Origin of the sequence: Bradyrhizobium sp. (genome assembly GCF_030693485.1) — a bacterium.
Classification (GTDB): Bacteria; Pseudomonadota; Alphaproteobacteria; order Rhizobiales; family Xanthobacteraceae; genus Bradyrhizobium.
The window spans coordinates 1-20,595 of the sequence record NZ_JAUYAN010000275.1 but is presented as its reverse complement, the minus strand read 5'-3'; the positions used below and the strand labels follow the sequence as shown (position 1 = coordinate 20,595).

Annotated in this window: 15 protein-coding genes; 11 read left to right on the top strand and 4 right to left on the bottom strand. The window is 64.3% G+C overall.

The features are described 5' to 3' along the window. From Q8N40_RS20260 to Q8N40_RS20230, 7 genes are all read left to right on the top strand, one after another. Positions 1–1,240 (top strand): hydantoinase/oxoprolinase family protein (locus Q8N40_RS20260; protein WP_305713049.1); only part of this gene is annotated, 1,240 nt, incomplete at its 5' end. Further along, positions 1,237–2,988 (top strand): hydantoinase B/oxoprolinase family protein, encoded by a 1,752-nt coding sequence (locus tag Q8N40_RS20255; protein WP_305713048.1) that lies wholly within the window; start codon positions 1,237–1,239, stop codon positions 2,986–2,988. The genes Q8N40_RS20260 and Q8N40_RS20255, both read left to right, overlap by 4 nt. Before the next feature lies 1 nt (position 2,989). Then, positions 2,990–3,661 carry a TetR/AcrR family transcriptional regulator gene (locus Q8N40_RS20250; RefSeq protein ID WP_305318209.1) on the top strand — a complete coding sequence of 224 codons (672 nt, stop codon included), beginning with the start codon at positions 2,990–2,992 and terminating at the stop codon, positions 3,659–3,661. A gap of 19 nt (positions 3,662–3,680) precedes the next feature. Further along, the gene (locus Q8N40_RS20245; RefSeq protein WP_305713047.1) at positions 3,681–4,658 is read left to right on the top strand and encodes an ABC transporter substrate-binding protein; all 978 of its coding nucleotides are present in this window, start codon (positions 3,681–3,683) and stop codon (positions 4,656–4,658) included. Position 4,659: 1 nt separating this feature from the next. Further along, the gene (locus Q8N40_RS20240) at positions 4,660–5,460 is read left to right on the top strand and encodes an ABC transporter ATP-binding protein (protein ID WP_305713046.1); all 801 of its coding nucleotides are present in this window, start codon (positions 4,660–4,662) and stop codon (positions 5,458–5,460) included. Next, positions 5,457–6,266 (top strand): ABC transporter permease, encoded by an 810-nt coding sequence (locus Q8N40_RS20235; RefSeq protein WP_305318212.1) that lies wholly within the window; start codon positions 5,457–5,459, stop codon positions 6,264–6,266. The genes Q8N40_RS20240 and Q8N40_RS20235 overlap by 4 nt, the downstream gene beginning before the upstream one ends. Beyond that, positions 6,263–7,201, top strand: coding sequence for a DMT family transporter (locus tag Q8N40_RS20230; protein WP_305318213.1), 939 nt, complete (start codon positions 6,263–6,265; stop codon positions 7,199–7,201). The genes Q8N40_RS20235 and Q8N40_RS20230 overlap by 4 nt, the downstream gene beginning before the upstream one ends. Positions 7,202–7,219: 18 nt before the next feature. On the opposite strand, the gene Q8N40_RS20225 is transcribed toward Q8N40_RS20230, so the two are convergent. Continuing rightward, the gene (locus tag Q8N40_RS20225) at positions 7,220–8,122 is read right to left on the bottom strand and encodes an alpha/beta fold hydrolase (protein WP_305318214.1); all 903 of its coding nucleotides are present in this window, start codon (positions 8,120–8,122) and stop codon (positions 7,220–7,222) included. Beyond that, positions 8,119–9,744, bottom strand: coding sequence for a GMC family oxidoreductase (locus Q8N40_RS20220; protein ID WP_305713045.1), 1,626 nt, complete (start codon positions 9,742–9,744; stop codon positions 8,119–8,121). The genes Q8N40_RS20225 and Q8N40_RS20220 overlap by 4 nt, the downstream gene beginning before the upstream one ends. A gap of 142 nt (positions 9,745–9,886) precedes the next feature. Between Q8N40_RS20220 and Q8N40_RS20215 the strand changes: the two genes are divergently transcribed. After that, positions 9,887–11,059: a M20 aminoacylase family protein gene (locus Q8N40_RS20215; RefSeq protein WP_305713044.1), complete on the top strand. Its 1,173-nt coding sequence runs from the start codon at positions 9,887–9,889 to the stop codon at positions 11,057–11,059. Positions 11,060–11,333: 274 nt separating this feature from the next. Here Q8N40_RS20215 and Q8N40_RS20210 read toward each other — a convergent pair whose 3' ends face one another. Both Q8N40_RS20210 and Q8N40_RS20205 read right to left on the bottom strand, forming a co-directional pair. Next, positions 11,334–12,779 carry a UdgX family uracil-DNA binding protein gene (locus Q8N40_RS20210; protein ID WP_305713043.1) on the bottom strand — a complete coding sequence of 482 codons (1,446 nt, stop codon included), beginning with the start codon at positions 12,777–12,779 and terminating at the stop codon, positions 11,334–11,336. Beyond that, entirely contained in the window at positions 12,779–14,017 is a 1,239-nt protein-coding gene (locus tag Q8N40_RS20205) for a putative DNA modification/repair radical SAM protein (RefSeq protein ID WP_305320698.1), read from the bottom strand. Before Q8N40_RS20205 ends, Q8N40_RS20210 begins: the two co-directional genes overlap by 1 nt. Positions 14,018–14,178: 161 nt before the next feature. On the opposite strand from Q8N40_RS20205, the gene Q8N40_RS20200 reads away from it, so the two are divergent. Genes Q8N40_RS20200 through Q8N40_RS20190 form a run of 3 tightly spaced genes read left to right on the top strand, consistent with a single transcriptional unit; the run spans position 14,179 to position 19,911 of the window. Further along, positions 14,179–14,985 carry an ImuA family protein gene (locus tag Q8N40_RS20200; RefSeq protein WP_305713042.1) on the top strand — a complete coding sequence of 269 codons (807 nt, stop codon included), beginning with the start codon at positions 14,179–14,181 and terminating at the stop codon, positions 14,983–14,985. After that, positions 14,882–16,477 carry a DNA polymerase Y family protein gene (locus tag Q8N40_RS20195; RefSeq protein WP_305713041.1) on the top strand — a complete coding sequence of 532 codons (1,596 nt, stop codon included), beginning with the start codon at positions 14,882–14,884 and terminating at the stop codon, positions 16,475–16,477. The genes Q8N40_RS20200 and Q8N40_RS20195 overlap by 104 nt, the downstream gene beginning before the upstream one ends. Next, positions 16,474–19,911, top strand: a complete 3,438-nt coding sequence (locus Q8N40_RS20190; RefSeq protein ID WP_305713040.1) for an error-prone DNA polymerase — start codon at positions 16,474–16,476, stop codon at positions 19,909–19,911. The genes Q8N40_RS20195 and Q8N40_RS20190 overlap by 4 nt, the downstream gene beginning before the upstream one ends. Positions 19,912–20,595: the final 684 nt, after the last annotated feature.

The following is a 20,595-nucleotide window of genomic DNA, read 5'->3' as shown; positions in this document are numbered from 1 at the left end:
CGATCGCGACGTTATCGTGTTCGATATGGGAGGCACCACCGCGAAGGCCGTCATCATCGAGGACGGCCGCCCCAGCATGACCTCGGAGTACGAGTTTCGCGACGGCATTTCGACATCGAGCCGCTTCATCAAGGCCGGCGGTTACATGCTCAAGGTGCCCGCGATCGACATCGCCGAGGTCGGCGCCGGCGGGGGGTCGATCGCCGGCATCGACAAGGGCGGCCTGCTGGTGGTCGGGCCGCAGTCGGCCGGCGCCATGCCGGGACCGGCATGCTACGGCCTCGGCAATGACCGGCCGACCGTGACCGATGCCAATGTGGTGCTTGGCTTCATCAATTCCACCTCGCTGGCGGGCGGCAAGCTCCATATCGATCGCGCGCTGAGCGAGCAGGCCATCCGCGTCCATGTTGGCGATCCGCTGGGGCTGCCGATGCAGGACGCGGCACATGGCATCCGGGCTGTGGCCAATGCCGCGATGGCGCGCGCGATCCGCGCGGTTACCGTCGAACGCGGGCTGGATCCCCGCGATCTCACGCTGATGGCGTTCGGTGGCAATGGTGGCGTGCACGCTCCGGATCTGGCGCGGCAGCTAGGTATTCCGCGCGTGGTGATTCCGCCGATGTCGGGTATCTTCAGCGCGCTCGGCATGCTCGCCTCCGACATCGAGCATACCGCGCTGAAGACCGTCAGCCAGCGGCTCGACCGGATGAGCGTCGCCGATCTGCGGGAAATCAAGCAGGAACTGCGCAAGCAGGTCGCAGCACAGCTCGCGGCCGACGGCTACCAGGCCGAACGTACGGCGTTTCTCTGGGAAGCGGATTTGCGCCATGAAGGGCAGGCCACCGAACTCACCGTGCCGTTCGAGGGTGAGGATTTCGCGCAGATCCGCGAACGCTTCATCGCCGAATATTTCAAGACCTACGGTTATCGCGACTCCACCCCGATGGAATTGATGAAGGTGCGTGTCGCGGGACGTGGCCTGCGCGACAATCGCCTGGATTTCGGCAACATGAAGATCGCGGCGCGGCCGGGATCGTCTCGCTCCGGCGCGCGGCAGGTATCCTTCGCGAGGGGCGAGCCTGCGGTAGCCGTCGAGATCTCCGACCGCAACGCGCTGGACGCTTCACGGCGGCAGGGACCGTTGATCATCGAGGAATTCGACGCCACCGTCGTCGTGCCGCCGGACGCGAAGGCGCACAAGGACGCGATCGGCTGCATCGTCCTGGAGTTCGATTCATGAAGGTAGATCCGATCACCTTTGCGGTCATCAAGAGCGGGCTGGATTCGATCGCCGACGACATGGCCTACACCGTGGTCCGGATCGCGCGTTCGGAAATCGTCAAGGATGTCATGGATTTCTCCGCAGCGCTTTGCGCCGGAGACGGCCAGATGGTGGCGCAGGCCAAGACCATCGCCCAGCATCTCGGTGCGATACCGGAAGCCATGGCGTCGGTGCTGGAGAAATTCGAAGGCGATCTGAACGACGGCGACGTCGTCATCATGAACGATCCCTATCACGGCGGCATGCACCTGCCGGATATCTTCATGTTCGTGCCGATCTTCTTCGACGGCGAACGGCACGCCTTCGCGGTGGTGATCTGCCACCACACCGATGTCGGTGGCCGGGTGCCGGGATCGAACGCGTCCGACTCGACCGAGATCTATCAGGAGGGGCTGCGCATCCCGCCGCTCAAGCTCTACGACCGCGGCGTTCTCAACACCACGCTCGAGGCCCTGATCAAGATCAACGTCCGGGTGCCGGACCGGGTCTGGGGCGATCTTTCGGCGCAGTTCGCCGCCGCCCAGGTCGGCAAGCGGGGACTGGAAAAGCTGCTGCAGCGCTACGGCGCGGTCGAGGTCGATGCCTATATGCAGGAGTTGCTCGACTATGCCGAGCGGCTCACACGCCGGGAAATCGCGACCTGGCCGAAGGGCACCTATCGCTTCGTCGACTACATCGACAATGACGGTTTTTCCGACGCGCCGATCCCGATCAAGGTCGCCATCACCGTCAACGGCGACGGCACGCTGCTGGTCGACTACACGGGCTCCTCGCCGCAGGTGAAGGGCGCGCTGAATTCGACGCTCAGCTTCACGCATTCGCTGACCTATTTGAGCGTCCGTTGCGTGTTGGCCAAGGACGTGCCGAACAATGTCGGGCTATTCCGCTGCATCACCGTGAAGGCGCCGGAAGCGTCGGTGCTCAATCCGGTGATGCCCGCGCCCTGCGCGGCACGCGCGCTCACCGGCTATCGCGTGTTCGATACCATGCTCGGCGCGCTCGCGCAGATCGTTCCCGACAAGGTGCCGGCGGCAGGCGAGGGCGGCAACAGCGTCATCTGCATCAGCGGGCTGCGGCCCAATCGCCAGCCCTTCATCATCGTGGACATGATCTGCGGTGCATGGGGCGGTCGGCCCGACAAGGATGGTCTCGAGGCGGTCACCAACGCATCGCAGAATCTGTCAAACATGCCGGTGGAAGTGATGGAAGCCGAGCATCCGGTTCGCATCGAGGATTACTCCTTCGTTCCCGACAGTTGCGGCGCCGGTCAGTACCGCGGCGGCGTCGGTGTCCGGCGCAGCTACCGTATCCTGGCGCCCGAGGCGTTGCTGCAATTGCGTACCGATCGCGTCACCTTTCAGCCTTACGGCCTGAACGGCGGCGAACCCGGCGGCTCCTCGCGGAATTTCATCGAGATCGGCAACGAACGCAGTGCGCTGCCGGGCAAGATCACCACGACGGTGACGCGCGATACGCTGATCATTCATGAACAGGCCGGTGCGGGCGGGTTCGGCAATCCGCTGCTGCGCGAGCCGGAGCAGGTGCGGGAAGACTTCCTCGACGGCAAGATCACCGCGGCCTTTGCCGAGCGGTACTACGCGGTGCGGTTCGGAGCGCGCGGCGCGCTGGACGTCGAGGCGACCGCGCGGCTACGATCCGAGCGCGCCGCCCCGCCGGAGCCATCGGGTGCGCGCCATGGAGCTTGATGTGGCGTCACCAACCCCGAAGGTTGTACGCAATCCGGAAGCCAGCCGCGCCCGGATACTGGACGCCGCGCGGATCGAATTCGTGACCCATGGCCTGAGCGGCGGTCGCGTCGATCGCATCGCCCGGCAGAGCGGCGTCAACAAGAACCTGATCTATCACTATTTCGGCTCCAAGGACGCGCTTTACCTGGCGGTGCTGGAGCGGATCTATGCCGATCTGCGCGCCCGCCAGCAGGACCAGGATCTGCGGGAGCTGCCGCCGGTCGAGGGGATGAACCGGCTGGTCAGCAATACCTTCGACCATTTCGTCGCGACCCCCGACCTGATCCGGCTGATGAGCATCGAGAATATCCATTATGCCGAGCATCTGAAGAGCTCGGGCTCGACCAAGGCCTTGTACGGCGGCCTGCTCGACACCATCCGGATTTTGCTGAAGCGCGGCCAGGAGGAGGGCGTGTTTCGCGGCAATGTCGACGCTGTCGACCTCTATCTGTCGATTTCCGGGCTCGCCTATTTCTTCCTTTCCAATCAGCATACGCTGTCCTGGCTGCTCGACCGCGATCTCGCGGCGCGCCGGCGCGTGCTCAGGCGCCGTCAGCACGTCGTGGAAATGGTGCTGAGCTATCTCACGCAAGCCTCGCCGGCTGACACGGCCGGCGCCGACCCACAATGATCAAACCGGAGATTGGGACATGAGAAGAGTATTTCTGTCGACCCTGATGCTTCTGAGTGTTGCCGCGGCCGCCGTTTCACCGGCATCGGCACAGGATAAACTGTCGGTACGGCTCGATTTCTCGCCATGGGGCGTGCAGGCCGCGATGCACCTGGCGCAGAACAAGGGCTGGTTCAAGGAAGCCAGGCTCGACGTCGATGTTCAGGATGGCCGCGGTTCCGGCAACACGATCCAGCTCGTCAACGCCGGGCAGGTCGATGTCGGCCAGGTGCAGGTCGGCCTGGTCGGATCGGCGCGCGCCAAGGGAGCCACCATCCGTTCAATCGCCACCTTCCAGCCCCGCACCGACCTCTGCATCCTCGTCGACAAGGACTCGCCGATGGCGCGCGTCGCCGACCTGCGCGGGAAGACCGTGGTGGTGTTCGCGGCAAGTCCGTGGGCGCCCTTCATCGACACCTATCTGAAATCCGGGGGGCTGACCCGCGATGATCTCAAGATCGATGTCGTCGATCCGGCGGCCCTGTGGGGAACCTATATCGCCAAGCGCGCGGATGGTCTGATGTCCACCGTCGGTTCGGCGCTGCCGATGGCGGAGCAGCCGCGGCCCTCGAAGTGCCTGCTGGCATCGGACGCCAACATCACCTTTCCGAGCTATGGCCTTGTTGCGCGTGAGGACACTATCGCGAGCAAGCGCGACGCACTGCGTCGCCTGATTCAGGTCCAGCAGCGCGCCTGGCAGCATTTGCGCGACAACCCGGACGATGGCGTCAAGGCGATGATCGCCGAGCGCCCGGATGCACGGCTCAATCCGGCAATCCTGCTCAGTCAGATCAAGCTGACGCTGGACCATTTCGAAACGCCGGCGACCAGGGGCAAGCCGATCGGCTGGCAGGCGAAAGAGGATTGGGAAGCCGCGCTCAAATCGATGGAAGCCGCTGGCGTCGTCGCCGCCGGCTGGAATGCAGCCGACTACTACACCAACGCGCTTGTGGAGTGACATGAGCACGCCGGCTCCAGCGATGGCAACGGTTCCCTACGTTTCGCTGGACCGCGTGGGCAAGACCTATTTGTCCCCGCGCGGTCCGGTCGCGGCGCTGGAAAACATCAGCCTCGATATCCGGCCGCGCGAATTCGTCAGCGTGGTCGGCCCGTCCGGCTGCGGCAAGAGCACGCTGCTGAAGCTGGTCGGCGGACTTGAGAGTATCTCGTCGGGGCGGGCGGTGGTGGACGGCAAGGTGCTGGATGGTCCGCCGGACCGGCTCGGCATGGTGTTTCAGCGCGATGTGCTGCTGGACTGGCGCACCATCCTCGACAACGTGCTGCTGTCGATCGAATTCACCCGCAAGCCGCGCGCCGAGGAGCGGGAACGCGCCATGGCGCTGCTCGACCGTTTCGGGCTCGGCGGCTTCGAGCACCGTTTTCCGTGGGAACTCTCCGGCGGCATGCGTCAGCGCGCGTCGATCTGCCGGGCGCTGCTCGCTGATCCGGAACTGTTGTTGATGGATGAACCGTTCGGCGCACTGGACGCCATGACGCGCGACGACCTCAACGTCGAACTCGCCCAGATCTGGCAGGACACCCGCAAGACCCTGCTGTTCATCACCCATTCCATCGTCGAAGCCGTCTTCCTGTCCGATCGGGTGGTGATGATGAGCAAGGCGCCGGGCCTGATCGTCGATACTATCGTGATCGACTTGCCGCGCCCGCGCCGGCTTGCGGTACGCGACAGCGCCGAATTCGCGGCCTATGTGCACCGCATTCGCCACCACTTCGCCGAACTCGGGATCGTCAAGGAATGACGGGCTTCGCCAGGAAAATGTTTGGCGGCGACAGCGAGACGCGCGACGTCGTCGTCGTGCTGGGAACTGCCTTGCTGCTGTGGGAGGCCGGCGTGCGGCTGTTCCAGCCGTCGCCGCTGATCCTGCCGGCGCCCTTGGCGATCTTTGCGGCCTTCCTGGAAACCCCGGGCCTTTTCATGCGGCACCTCGGCTTCACCCTCGCCATGACCTGTATCGGCTTCGTGCTTGCCGTCGTGATCGGCGTGGCGCTCGCGGTCGGCATCGTCTATTCGCGATTTCTCGAGCGCACTATCTACACGCTGCTGGTCGCGCTCAATTCGATTCCGAAGGTGGCGCTGGCGCCGCTGTTCGTGATCTGGATGGGCACCGGACCGGAGCCGAAGGTCGCGATCGCGCTGATGCTTGCGATCTTTCCCATCGTGATCGACACCGTGCTCGGACTGCGGTCGGTCGATCCGGACATGCTGCATCTGGCGCGGGTATCGAAGGCCTCGCCCTGGGCGGTGCTGACCAAGATCCGCTTTCCCTGTGCCTTGCCGAGCCTGTTCGCCGGCATGAAGGTGGCGATCTCGTTTGCGCTGGTCGGCGCGATCGTCGGCGAATTCGTCGCCGGCAGCCAGGGAATTGGCTTCCAGATTCTGGTCGCGCAGGGACAATTCGATACCGTCCGCGTGTTCGTCTCCCTGCTGCTGCTCGGCCTCGTCGGTACCGTGCTGTTCTTCCTGGTCGACTATGCCGAGCGCCTGTTGCTGCCATGGCACGTCTCGCAGCGCGCCCGTCATGAACGGTCCACCGAGCGGGTATGAAGGCCGCGCCGAACTCGCTCGGCACATTGGCCCTGATCGTCACGGCCGCGCTCTGGGGCAGCAATCACGTGGTGGCGCGCGCGGCGCGCGAGGCCATACCGCTTCCCGCGCTGGTGTTCTGGCGCTGGTTGCCCGCCGTGATCATCTTGACCGTCGTTGCGTTGCCGGCATTACGCCAGGCATGGCCCGCTATTCGCCCGCGGCTGGGCGGATTGATCATCGGCGGCGCGGTCGGCGTCGGCCTGTTCTCGTATCTGCTGCTCGGCGGCGCCTATCAAAGTCTCGCCATCGAAGTCGGGTTCATCAATGCCACGACCCCGGTCTGGGTGCTGCTGCTGGGCTTGCGAATGGGCGGCGGCAGGCTCACGGCGGGCATGAAATGGGGCCTTGCGCTGGCCTTTGCCGGCACGCTTCTCATCATCACCAGAGGTCAGCCCGAGGCCCTGACCGCGCTTCAATTCAGCCTCGGCAATTTATGGTCGCTGCTGGCGGCGATTTCGTTTGCCTGGTTTTCGATCCGTGTTCGTGATTGGACCCGCACCATCGCGCCGCTGGCGTTGACGGTGGTGACGGCCTGGTCAGGGCTGATCGTGGTGATGTTGCCGGTCTATGCGGCCTGGATCATCGGTGGCGGCCCATGGCTGGTCTGGCAAGACGCCGATCCTGACGCCGACCTTGGCTTCGCCTTCGCAGTGATCGGCTTCATGGCGATCGGGCCGACGATGCTGGGAAATCTGTTCTATCTCTATGGCGTTGCTGTCACGGGCCCGGCGCGCGCCGCGGCGTTTCTCTATCTTAGTCCGCTGTTTTCCGCTGCGCTCTCCATCGGCTGGCTGGGCGAGCAACTGGCCTGGTACCATATCGCCGGGATTGCGGCGATTTTCTCGGGATTGATCATCCTGAATTATCCGAACCCGCGCGCAAGGTCCGGCTAGTCTGAACGCAGCGGTGAGCTATTGACCCTCGAACGCCGCCAGCGCCTCGATCACCAGTTCCGGCGCCTCCTGCGCCACGCAATGACCGACGCCCTCGAACCGCCACTGGCTCGCGCCCGGAATCAGGGCGACGGCCCTGTCGGACATTTCCTTGTAGATCGGCCAGGAGTTTTCGGCGGTCGCCACGCGCACCGGACATTCGATCAGGGATAACCAGCCGAAGGGATTGCCGCGTTCGTCGCCGGCATAGACCTGTTCCATCACCTCGAAGATCGGTCCCAGCATCGCGGCCTCGATCTCTGGCGTACACAGTAGCCGCACCCGGCCGTCCGGCTGGGCCTCGAAGCCGTGTCGCACATAGGCCCACAAGGCGGCCTCTGACCATTCCGCGAACGCAGGCGCCGCGCGAAAGCGCTGGAACGCAGCGGCGGCGCTTTCGAACTCGCGCTGACGGCGCAGCACGCCTTGCGCATAGGCCTTGCTGTTGTCGTCCTGGGCGGAACCGTCGGCCTTGACCATGTGCGGATTCATGACCGTCGGCTCCATCACGAACATCCGTGAAAAGCGTCGGGGTAGCAGTTTGGCGGCGAGCAACAGATCGGTGGCGCCGGCGCTGTGGCCAACGCCGAAAATGCCGGTGAGGTCGAGCGCTTCGACCACGGCGCAGACATCCGATGCGAAATCCAGGAAGTGATAGTGCTCGGCCGAAGGCTTGTGGCTGGCGCCGTGGCCGCGGCGGTCGATACCATAGACGGTATATTTCGAAGCCAGTTCGCGCGCGACCGCGTCCCACACCTCGGCGACGAAGCCGGTGCCGTGCACCAGCAGGGCAGGTGGTTTGTTGGAGTCAGGATCGCCCCATCGCGCCAGCGCCATGCGCGCGCCGGCATGGCCGACCCACAGGCGATGCCGTTCCATCATTTGGCTACGCGCGAATCTTCGAGGATCATGGACGCCCCCTTTTCGGCGATCATCGCCGTCGGGGTATTGGTATTACCGGAGGTGATGGTCGGCATCACGGAGGCGTCGACCACGCGCAGCCCGGCGAGGCCATGAAACCGCAGCCGTTCGTCGACGACGGCGAGGGGATCGCTTGTTGTCCCCATCTTCGCGGTGCCGACAGGATGGAAAATCGTGGTGCCAATATCGCCGGCGGCTTTCGCCAGCGAGGCATCGTCATCGCCGACCGACGGCCCCGGCAGATATTCCTGCGGACGATAGGGCGCAAGCGCCGGCTGCTTCATCAGCCGCCGTGTGGCGCGGATGGCATCGGCGGCGACCTGGCGGTCGTCGCCGGTCGACAGATAATTCGGCGCGATCGCCGGCGCCTCTTCCGCCCTGGCCGAGCGAATCCGCACGGTGCCGCGCGACGTCGGCTGCAGATTGCAGGCGCTCACGGTGATGGCGGGGAAGCGGTGCAGGGGATCGCCGAACTTGTCGAGCGAGAGCGGCTGCACGTGGAACTGGATGTTGGCGCGTTCGCGATGAGGATCCGAGCGGGTGAAGATGCCGAGCTGCGACGGCGCCATGGTCAAAGGCCCGCGGCGGCGGAAGGCATAATCGAGCCCCATCAGGCCGCGCCGCATCAGCGAGTAATAGGTTTCGTTGAGGGTGCGCACGCCCTCGACCTTAAAGATTGCGCGCTGCTGCAGATGATCCTGCAGATTGCGCCCGACTCCTTGGCGGTCGAGCACCGTCTCGATCCCGAGCGGCGCCAGCCAGTCCGATGGTCCGATGCCGGAGCGGTGCAGCACCTGGGTCGATCCGATCGAGCCGGCGCACAGGATCACTTCGCCTTTGGCGCGGGCCTCGACCACTTCGCCGCCTTGCATGAAGCGCACGCCGACGGCGCGGCCCTGCGCGACGATCAGGCGGTCGACCAGCACGTTCTTTTCCAGCCGCAGATTCGGACGCGTCAACACGGGCTTGAGAAACCCCCGCGCCGAAGACCAGCGCCGCCCGCGCTTCTGGTTGACGTGGAAATAGCCGAAGCCCTCATTGTCGCCGGTGTTGAAATCCGGAATCTTCCGGATGCCCATTTCCGCCGCGGCGTCGCCGACCGCATCCAAAATGGCCCAGGACAAGCGCGGCGCCTCGATCCGCCAGCCGCCGCCGGCGCCATGATGCTCGGTCTGCCCAAGGAAGTGATCCTCCAGCCGCCGGAACGCCGGCAGCACGTCGTCATAGCCCCAGCCGGAGAGGCCAAGCTGGCGCCAGTGATCGTAATCGGCGGCCTGTCCGCGCATCGAGATCATGGCGTTGATGGCGGAGGAGCCGCCGATCACCTTGCCGCGCGGATAGGCCAGCGCGCGGCCGTTCAACCCGGCTTCCGGCTCGGTCCGGAACATCCAGTCCGAGCGGGGATTGCCGATCGCGAAGAGATAGCCGACCGGGATATGAAACCAGATCCAGTTGTCGTTGCCGCCGGCCTCCAGGATCAACACCCGGTTGTTCGGATCGGCCGACAGCCGGTTGGCGACGATGCAGCCGGCGGTGCCCGCGCCGACGACGATGTAGTCGAAATCACCTTCAAGCCGCTTCATAAGCTACCACCGCGCCGCCCACCGTGGGCTCAAAGGCCATACCGTTGCGGCTGCCCGCTGTACAGCGCCGGAGGGCCATTGGGTGGATCGCCCCTTGCATGCTAGACAGGGCCAAATCGCTCAAACCGCAGCCGAGATCCCCATGCCCATCGTCAACCGCGTCGCCGATCTGCAACCCGATATCCAGGCCTGGCGCCGCGATATCCATGAAAACCCCGAATTGCTGTACGACGTGCACCGCACTGCGGCATTCGTGGCGGACCGGTTGCGCGAATTCGGCTGCGACGAGGTAGCGACCGGCCTCGGCCGTACCGGGGTGGTTGGCGTCATCAAGGGCCGCAAGCCCGCCGGCAAGGGCGACGTCAGGGTGATCGGGCTGCGCGCCGACATGGATGCGCTGCCGATCGAGGAGGAAACCGATCTGCCCTACGCCTCCAAGACGCCGGGCAAGATGCACGCCTGCGGTCATGACGGGCATACCGCGATGCTGCTGGGCGCCGCCCGCTATCTCGCCGAGACCCGGAATTTCGCCGGCGATGCGGTGGTGATTTTCCAGCCCGCCGAGGAGGGCGGCGCGGGCGCCGCCGCGATGATCGAGGACGGGCTGATGGACCGCTTCGCCATCGATCAGGTCTACGGCATGCATAACGGTCCGGGCATCCCGATCGGCTCGTTTGCGATCCGCTCCGGCCCGATCATGGCGGCGACCGATGCCGTCGATATCAAGATCACGGGGCATGGTGGCCACGCGGCGCGGCCGCATATCTGCATCGATTCCGTGCTGGTCGGCGCACAGCTGATCACGGCGCTGCAATCGATCGTCTCGCGCAGTGTCGATCCGCTCGAGTCGGCCGTGATTTCGATGTGCGAATTCCATGCCGGCAATGCGCGCAACGTGATCCCGCAAACCGCCGAACTGCGAGGCACGATTCGCACCCTGACGGAGGAGGTGAGGGCACTCGTCGAGAAGCGGGTCCGCGAGGTCGTCGCAGGCGTGGCGCAAATGACCGGCGCCAAAATCGATCTGGTATACGAGCGCGGGTATCCCGTGGTGGTCAACCATGCCTCGCAGACCGATTTCGCGACCCAGGTTGCGAAGGAAGTTGCCGGCGACGCAAATGTTCATGACATGCCGCCGCTGATGGGCGCGGAGGATTTCGCCTACATGCTGGAGAAGCGTCCGGGTGCGTTTATTTTCTGCGGCAACGGCGACAGCGCCGGGCTGCACCATCCCGCCTACAATTTCAACGACGAGGCGATCGTCTACGGCACCTCGTACTGGATCAAGCTGGTGGAGAACACGCTGGCGGCGTGAGGCGTCTGCCTGCTCTGTCCGTCATAAACGACGCGACACAGCGCCTCCGGGGACACGCCGCGGAGCCGGGAGCATTGCTTCGTCGTCTTCGTCAGAAAAACAGGAAGGACCCGGGTCCGGCGCCGCAAGACCGGCACGCTGCGCGGCGTCCGGGGCTAGGGTTCGCTACGCAACGCGCCAGACTTGAGAACGGCGCAGTAGGATCACAATTAAAGGTTGTGCGAGGAAATGTCAAATCCTTGCGGTGAATATCTGCGTGAATGGTTACGCACGGCTACGCCGCGCGCGGGGATTGCCGAAGGATATCAGCAGCGATCTTGAGATCGTCGACGAAGCGCTGGTATTCCAGCGCCTTGGCGCCTGCGTCCGGTAGTCGCAGCAGATAGGATGGATGAACCGTTATCAGCGCCTTGGTTCCGTCATCGAGATCGATCAGGCGACCGCGATTCTGGTTGATAGGCATGATCTTGCCGAACACGCTTTGGGCAGCGGTGGCGCCCATTGCCACCACCAACTCGGGTTTGATCGACGCAAGCTCACGTTCATACCATGGCCGGCATGCCCTGATTTCCGATGTGTTCGGCTTCTGGTGCAGGCGGATTTTTCCGCGCGGCACAAATTTGAAATGCTTGACGGCATTGGTGACATAAATCTTGTTGCGCGCGATACCGGCTTGTTTCAGTGCCCGGTCCAGCATCTGGCCGGCCGGTCCGACGAACGGTTTTCCTGCAAGATCTTCCTTGTCGCCCGGCTGTTCGCCGACCAGCATCAGGGGTGCCTGCTTCGGACCTTCGCCGAACACGGTCTGCGTCGCGTCTTCCCACAGCGGACAGGCGCGGCAATCGGCGGCTTCCTCGCGGAGCGTCGCGATATCGCCTGACGCGGATGACGGTTGGCGAGGCTTGGCTGATTTCGGCCGCTTTTGCGCCTTGTGCGGCAGGGAAGCGGCATTCGCGATCATGGCGCCGGTCAAGCGTTCCGCTCCTTCGATCAGGGGCCTGATCAGCGAGGCCTCCGGCAGATTCCGCCAATACTTCTTCGGCATCTCCTTTTGCATGGCCTTCGCCTTCAGCCGGGCCGGATTGAAAATGCTGGCGTAATAACGCCGCCAGGTTTCTTCCAGCCGGTCTTCGGTCGGCGCTTCCGCCTTGGGCACCCCCGGCGTGATCGAGACGGCGCGCCCGTCCCAATGCGCGCACGCCTCCGGCGTCAGGATGGACCACGCCATGTCGGCAAAGCGGCGCGCGAAAAACGGCGCCGCCAGTTCGACGATGTGATGCTCCGGTTCGAACCAGGCCACGTAATGCGAATTCGGCTCGCGGCCGATTTCGCGGAAGCGGACGAAGGCGTGCATCTTGTGCTCGTCGCGACGCACCGCCTTGGCCATCATCGCAATCTGCGCGACATCGGCATCGGTCGCGACATCGAGCAGATCGTGGTGGCCTGGCAGCCGCCACAGCAGCCGGTAGAGAAGGGCAAACCGTTCGGGATCGTGATGCAGGATCGTCGTTTTCGCGAGATCGACGAATTTGGCGGGGACATTGAAGGTACCGGATGGTGCTGCCGGCGGCGGCGCTTCGTCCGGCGGTTCGAACAATCCCGGTTCGTCGCCGCGCACGCTCCAGCTCACTTCGGCTGGCTTCACCTCGCTGAGCACGAGCGTCCGCGCCGCTTTACGCCAGCCGTCAAAATCCGTTTCGCCGTCGAGCTTGATGTGCATCAAAATCCAAATCCCAGTTGAGTCGCCTTCGGCTTGAACCGCTCCGCCAATCCGGCGCTGTCCAAGACATGTGGCGATGGCCGGTGATCACTGAGAACTATGAAGGGCAGGGCCTTGTTCCGGGGAATGTGCAGCTTCGCGAGATCGGCCGCACGGATGGATGTGATCCGCCTGGTGGCGATGATGCGGTCTACCGCTTTGGTGCCGAAGCCAGGCACCCGCAGCAGATCCTCGCGGCTGGCGCGGTTGACATCGAGCGGAAAGCGATCGCGATGCCGTAACGCCCAGGCGAGTTTTGGGTCGAGGTCGAGCGACAGCATGCCGGCGGTCTCGTCGACGATCTCGCCGACGTCGAACCCGTAGAATCGCATCAGCCAGTCGGCCTGATAGAGCCGGTGTTCCCTCAATAGCGGCGGCGCGCTCAAGGGCAAAGCGCGACTGGCATCGGGGATCGGGCTGAACGCTGAATAATACACGCGCTTCAGCCGGTAGGAGCCGTACAGATTGGCGCTGGTATTGAGGATAGTCTGATCGCTGGCGGAATCGGCGCCGACGATCATCTGCGTGCTCTGGCCGGCCGGCGCGAATTTCGGCGCCGTGTTGCCCTTCGGCGTGAGTTTGCGGCCTTCGCGGGCCTCATCCAGTTTCAAACGCAGCCGGCCCATGGTGCGGCGGATCGCGCGCACGTCTTTCTCCGGCGCGAGTTTGGCGAGGCTCGCTTCCTCCGGCACTTCGATATTGATGCTGAGGCGGTCGGCATATTTGCCGGCTTCCGTAATCAGCGCATCATCGGCTTCCGGAATCGTTTTCAGATGGATGTAGCCGCGAAAATGATGCTCCTCGCGCAGCTTGCGCGCGACGCTGACCACCTGCTCCATGGTGTAGTCGGCGCTGCGGATGATGCCGGAGGAGAGAAACAAGCCCTCGATATAATTTCGGCGATAGAAGTCGAGCGTCAGTTTGACCACCTCATCGACGGTGAAGCGGGCGCGGGGGACATTGCTGGTGGCGCGGTTGACGCAATAGAGGCAGTCGTAATTGCAGGCGTTGGTGAGCAGGATTTTCAACAGCGAGATGCAGCGTCCGTCCGGCGCGTAGGAATGGCAGATGCCCATGCCCTCGGTCGAGCCGAGGCCCTTGCCGTCGCGGCTGTCGCGCTTTTCGGTGCCGCTGGAGGCGCAGGACGCGTCATATTTGGCGGCATCCGCCAGAATCTCCAGTTTACGCTGCACATCCATTCCAAAATCCCTTTGATTCTATTCATGAATCGCCTGTACGCCGATCCCGATTGACTCTCTCGTCCCTATTAGCTTTATATTAGAACATATCATGAACAAATGAGCCAGCTTCTGGTTCTCTTCAAAACCAGGTGACGGCCCGACATCCGAAGGAGCGGCGCATGACCGGCGCGCGCACGAACACGCTTGCGAGTTTGCGCGGCAGCATCGAGCGCATCGAGGCGCATGCGGATGCGTCAGCGCCCGCGCGCGTGGCGCTCGGGCATGCCGAGGCCGATGTGACGCTGCAGGGCGGCCTCGCGCTGGCGGCCGTGCATGAGGTGTTTGCCGAGGGACGGCAAAGCGCCGTGGCGACCGGGTTCATCGCGGGGCTTGCGGGACTCGCAAGCCTCGCGGGGCGCGTAACCGCACGGCGGCCGCTGGTGTGGATCCGGCAGGATTTTGCCGAGATCGAATCCGGCGCGCTGTCGATGGCTGGCCTCACCGAACTCGGCCTCGATCCGCGCTGTCTGGTAACCGTGCGCGCCGCCGATGTCGACACTGCGTTGCGCACCGCCGCCGACGCGCTGGCCTGCGATGCGCTTGGCGCGGTGGTGCTGGAACTCTGGGGCGAAGCCCGGCAACTCGATCTCGTCGCCAGCCGCAAGCTGACCTTGGCGGCGCAGGCCTCCGGCGTCACCGGTCTATTGCTGCGGGTGGCAGCGCAGCCGCAGCCCTCGACGGCGGAGACGCGATGGATCGCGCGTGCGGCGCATTCGCCGCCCGCCTCGGTCGGAAGCGCATGGGGCGCGCCGGTGTTCGACGCGCAACTCGTCCGCAATCGTCATGGCCCGGTCGGGCGGTGGATCATGGAATGGAAATGTGATGAGTGCCTTTTCGCGAAACCGGCGGCGTATCCTCAGCCTGTGGCTGCCGCGCCTGCCCATCGACCGCATCAAGCGCGCGCGCAGCAGCGCCGCGCCGGCTGAGCCAGATTCCGACGAGCCCAGCATCGTCGTCGGCAAGCAAAACAACGCGCTGCAGATTTTCGCGCTCGATGACGCCGCGGCGCGTCTCGGCCTTTCGATCGGCCTGCCGCTCGCCAATGCCCGCGCCATCTGTCCGCAGCTGAAAGTGTTCGATGCCGATGCAGCGGCCGACGCCAAAGCGCTGAGCGACATCGCCGGCTGGTGCGACCGCTTCACCCCGCTGGTGGCGCTGGATCCGCCGCATGGCCTGTTTCTCGACATTACCGGCTGCGCCCATCTGTTCGGCGGCGAGGCCGCGCTGATGCGGATGGTGTGCGGCGCGCTGACCCGGCAGGGGTTTGCCGTCAGCGCCGCGATCGCGGGCACCTCGATCTGCGCGCGCACCATGACGCGCCATGTCTCCGGCCAGATCGTGCCGGATGGCGGCGAGGCCGAGGCGATCAGGCTGTTGCCGGTGTTCGCGCTCGGCGCCGATGAGGCCATCAGCCGCGGCCTGCGCCGCGCCGGCTTGAAAACCATCGGCGATGTGGCGTCGCGCGCGCGTCACGAAATCACGGCGCGGTTCGGCGATGGTTTTACCACGCTGCTGGAGCAGGCGCTGGGGCAGGGCGACGCCCCGATCAGCCCGTTAAAACCGCTGCCGGATTACATCGTGGAGAAACGGTTTCCCGAACCGGTCGCCACCGACGGCGTGATATCCGCGACCTTGTCCCGGCTGGCGGCGATGCTGGTCGCGGCGATGGACCGGCAGGGCAAGGGCGCGCGGCGGCTGGAGGCCCATTTCTTCCGCACCGACGGCGCGGTGCGCGCGATTGCGGTCGATACCGGGCAGCCCGTCACCAAAGCCGAAATGATCGACCGGCTGTTTCGCGAGCGGCTCGAGGCGCTGAAGGATCCGCTCGATCCCGGTTTTGGCTTCGATCTCATTCGCCTGTCCGCCAGCCGCGTCGAAATCGTGGTGCAGCAGCAGCGCGATCTCGATGCCAATGTGCACGACAATGACGCGTTGGCTGCCCTGATCGACCGCATCGCCGCGCGGATCGGCGGGCAGCGCGTGGTCGTACACCTGCCGCAGGACACCCATATCCCGGAACGCGCGGTAAAGGCTGCGCCGGCGCAGCATCATCTGGCGGCGGCTCAAGCGGCGGCGTGGCCGGCACGGGAGGAGAGCGAACCGCCGTTGCGGCCGCTGCGGCTGTTCGCGCGGCCGGAACCGATCAAGGTGATCGCGGAAGTGCCTGACGGACCGCCGGCGTGGTTCCAGTGGCGGCGGGCGTCCCACACGGTGACGCGCGTCGAGGGTCCGGAGCGCGTCGCCATGGAATGGTGGCGATCGCCGGAAGCGATGCTGACGCGGGATTATTTCCGCGTCGAGGACGAAACGGGTTTGCGGTTCTGGCTCTACCGCGACGGTCTGTATGACCGCGAAATCGCGCAGCGCGCGGGCGAAATCGTGCAGCCGAACTGGTTCGTGCACGGGTTGTTCGCATGAAGGGTCCTGAAGGCACGGCCTATGCCGAAATCGGAATCACCACCAATTTCTCGTTCCTGCGCGGCGGATCGCATCCGCAGGAGTATGTGCGGGAGGCGAACGACCTGCGGCTTGCCGCCATCGGCATTGCCGATCGCAACACCCTGGCCGGCGTGGTGCGGGCCTACAAGGAACTGGAAAACCCCGAGCTCGGACACATACCAAAACTTCTGATCGGTTCGCGCCTCGTCTTTATCGATGGCACGCCGGATATCCTGGTCTATCCGCGCGACCGCGCCGCCTACGGCCGGCTCTGCCAGTTGCTGACCCGGGGCAAGCGTGGTGACGATAGCGACAAGACCGGAAAGGGCGAGTGTCGCCTCGGTCTCGACGATCTGCTCGAATTCGCCGACGGCCAGTTGCTGGTCCTGACGCTGCCGCATCGCTTCGAGCCGGACCAAACCCTCGCAATTATCGATCGGTTGCGGCGCAGCCGCGCCGATGGCGTGTGGCTGGCGGCCAGCCTGTTGTATCGCGGCGATGACAGGCGCCGCCTGGCGCGGCTGCAGCGGATCGCCGCAACCGCTTGCGTGCCGCTGCTGGCGACCAATGAGGTGCTGTATCACCATCCCGCCCGCCGCCCGTTGCAGGATGTTCTCACCTGCATTCGCGAGAAGGCCACCATCGAGGTCATTGGAAAGCGTCTCGAAGCCAATGCCGAACGCTATCTCAAGCCGGCGCACGAAATGGCGCGGCTGTTTCGCGATGTGCCGGAGGCGCTGGCGGAAACGATGCGGTTTGCGGACCGGATCGATTTCTCGCTGGACCAGCTGAAATACCAGTATCCCGACGAGCCGGTGCCGCCGGGCAAGACCGCGCAACAGCATCTGGAAGACCTGACATGGGCCGGCGTCAGACAATATTTCTCCGGCAGCATTGACGACACGCTCCGCGCCACCTTGCGCAAGGAGCTCGAACTCATCGCCGAGCTGAATTACGCGCATTATTTCCTGACCGTGCACGACATCGTCCGCTATGCGCGCAGCCAGAACATCCTCTGCCAGGGCCGGGGCTCGGCGGCGAACTCGGCGGTCTGCTACGTGCTCGGCGTCACCTCGGTCGATCCGACCAAGGTCGATCTGCTGTTCGAGCGGTTCATTTCCAGGGAACGGCTGGAGCCGCCCGATATCGACGTCGATTTCGAGCATTCCCGGCGCGAGGAGGTGATGCAATATGTCTACCGCCGCTATGGCCGCCACCGCGCCGCAATCATTGCCACCGTCATTCACTATCGCCCGCGCAGCGCGATCCGCGATGTCGGCAAGGCGCTGGGACTGACGGAAGACGTCACCGCAGCACTGGCCGATACCGTATGGGGCAGCTGGGGCAAGGGCCTCAACGAAATGCAGGTGCGGCAGGCGGGACTCGATCCGAAAAATCCCATGGTCGGGCTCGCGGTCGAACTTGCGGCTGAACTGATCGAATTCCCGCGGCATTTGTCGCAGCATGTCGGGGGCTATGTGCTCACGCAAGACCGGCTCGACTCCTATGTGCCGATCGGCAACGCCGCGATGGACGACCGCACCTTCATCGAGTGGGACAAGGACGACGTCGATGCGCTGAAGATGATGAAGGTCGATGTGCTGGCGCTGGGCATGCTGACCTGCATCCGCAAATGCTTCGACCTGATCGCCGATCACAAGAGCGAACATTACGAACTGGCGACGATCCCGCAGGATGTACCTGAAGTCTACGACATGCTGTGCCGGGGCGAGTCGCTCGGCGTGTTTCAGGTCGAAAGCCGCGCGCAGATGAACATGCTGCCGCGGCTGAAACCGCGCAAATTCTATGACCTCGTCATCGAGGTCGCGATCGTCCGTCCCGGCCCGATCCAGGGCGACATGGTGCATCCCTATCTGCGGCGGCGGAACGGCATCGAGAAAGAGAATTATCCCTCGCCGTCGCCCGGGCACGGATCGCCTGACGAACTTTACAAGGTCCTGCACAAGACGCTCGGCGTACCCTTGTTTCAGGAGCAGGCGATGCGGATCGCGATCGAGGCGGCGGGATTTACCCCGGAAGAAGCCAACGGATTGCGCCGTGCGATGGCGACGTTTCGCAATGTCGGTACGATCGGAAATTTTGAAGAGAAAATGACCGGCAACATGATCCGGCGCGGCTATGATCCGGAATTCGCGAAGAACTGTTTCAACCAGATCAAGGGATTCGGATCTTACGGCTTTCCGGAAAGCCACGCCGCGAGTTTCGCGCAACTGGTCTATGTCTCGTCATGGCTGAAGCATTTCCACCCCGACGCGTTCTGTTGCGGGCTGTTGAACTCGCAGCCGATGGGGTTTTATGCCCCGGCGCAGATCGTCGGCGACGCCCGTACCAACGGCGTCGAGGTGCGCGAGGTCGACGTGTCGTTCAGCCATGCGCGGAATACGCTGGAGGAGAAAAGCGGTCGCTACCACGCCGTGCGGCTCGGCTTCCGCCAGATCGACGGCTTCAAATGGGTTGATGAAGATGAGGAGAGGTTGAAGGCCTCTCAATCGTCATTCCGGGGCGTCGCGTCAGCGACGAACCGGAAATCCCGAGATTCCGGGTTCACGCTTCGCGTGCCCCGGAATGACGAAACCGACGACTGGGCCGAGCGTATCGTCGCCGCGCGGGCGCGCCGTCCGTTCACCTCGCTGGAGGATTTTGCCCGTGACACCGCGCTGCCGAAACGCGCGCTGATTCAACTGGCGGATGCCGATGCGTTTCGCTCCATCGGGCTCGATCGTCGCGCCGCGCTGTGGGCGGTGCGGCGGTTGCCCGACGACGTGGCGCTGCCGCTGTTCGAAAGCGCCAGCGCGCGCGAGCAGCCCGACGAAAACGCGCGGCCGCTGCCCGAGATGCCCTTGCCGGAACAGGTGGTCGCCGATTACCAGACCGTCCGGCTGTCGCTGAAGGGCCATCCGATGCAATTCCTGCGGCCGATGTTGACGCAAGAGCGTGTCGTCGCCTGCAGGGAGGTCTGCCATGCCAACGACAGAAAGCGTGTCCGCTGCGCCGGCGTGGTGCTGGTGCGGCAGCGGCCGGGCAGCGCCAAGGGTGTGGTGTTCATGACGCTGGAGGACGAAACCGGCATCGCCAACATCGTGGTATGGCCGCAGGTGATGGAAGAGTTCCGCAAGGAGGTGATGGGCGCGCGGCTCATTCTGGTTGAAGGCTACATCCAGAGCAGCCCCGAACAGGTGACGCATCTGGTCGCGCAGCGGCTCACCGACCGCTCGCATGATCTGGTCGGCCTCGCTAATGACGCGCTCGGCCGCAAGCCTGCCGTGCCGGCCGGTCCGGCGCTGATCGAGCCGCTCAATGACGACCGCCGCGAGCATCCGGACAATCCGGCCCAGAAAATCCGCCATCCGCGCAATGTGCGGATCCTGCCGCCGTCAAGGGACTTTCATTGAGGCGTTCTCGAGCGAAGTGGATTCCGGTTCGCGTAAAGAAAATGCGTCAAACTAAAGATTAGAGCCTCGGTTCTGATTCAATCAGAACCGATCGGATCTGGAACGTGAACGCTTAAATCCATGGCGCTGGTGGATGTCCGTTCTGCTACGCACCGCGGACTTAAGTCGGATCTCACGCGAGGTTCGAAAAGTGCGATGAACATTCATGGCAAGCTATTCGGCCACCATGCCCTGCCTCGGATGTACAGGCCGCGACGGTCGTTAGTTGGGATCTGCAGCGCTTACATTTCGCAACGCAGCGAATGGCATGAAGAACTATGCGATGGTATGTTGCTTCTTTCAGGAGGCTGCGATGAAGGTCGTGGAGCGCTAGGCTTTTAAACTCGATGGGAATACGGTGACGCATACTTCGACAGGAAAATAGTACAGCGCATACCGCGCCCGGTCTGTGGTCAAACGCCATACGCGCCGGCGACATGCTGTTCATCTCTGGCCAGGTAGCACGTCCCTTTGAGGTCAATGCTGCGGGGCGCGATGCCGAATGCTGGCGCTGGCGCACGCCGGCACCGCCGCGAACGCGATCGTCACGGCGGTCACCATCGTCACACAGAGTCGAGGTCCGTCGCACATCCGCGTCCTCGACGGGCGCTGCGAAGGCGCCCGGCGCCACGGGTGCATGCCTTG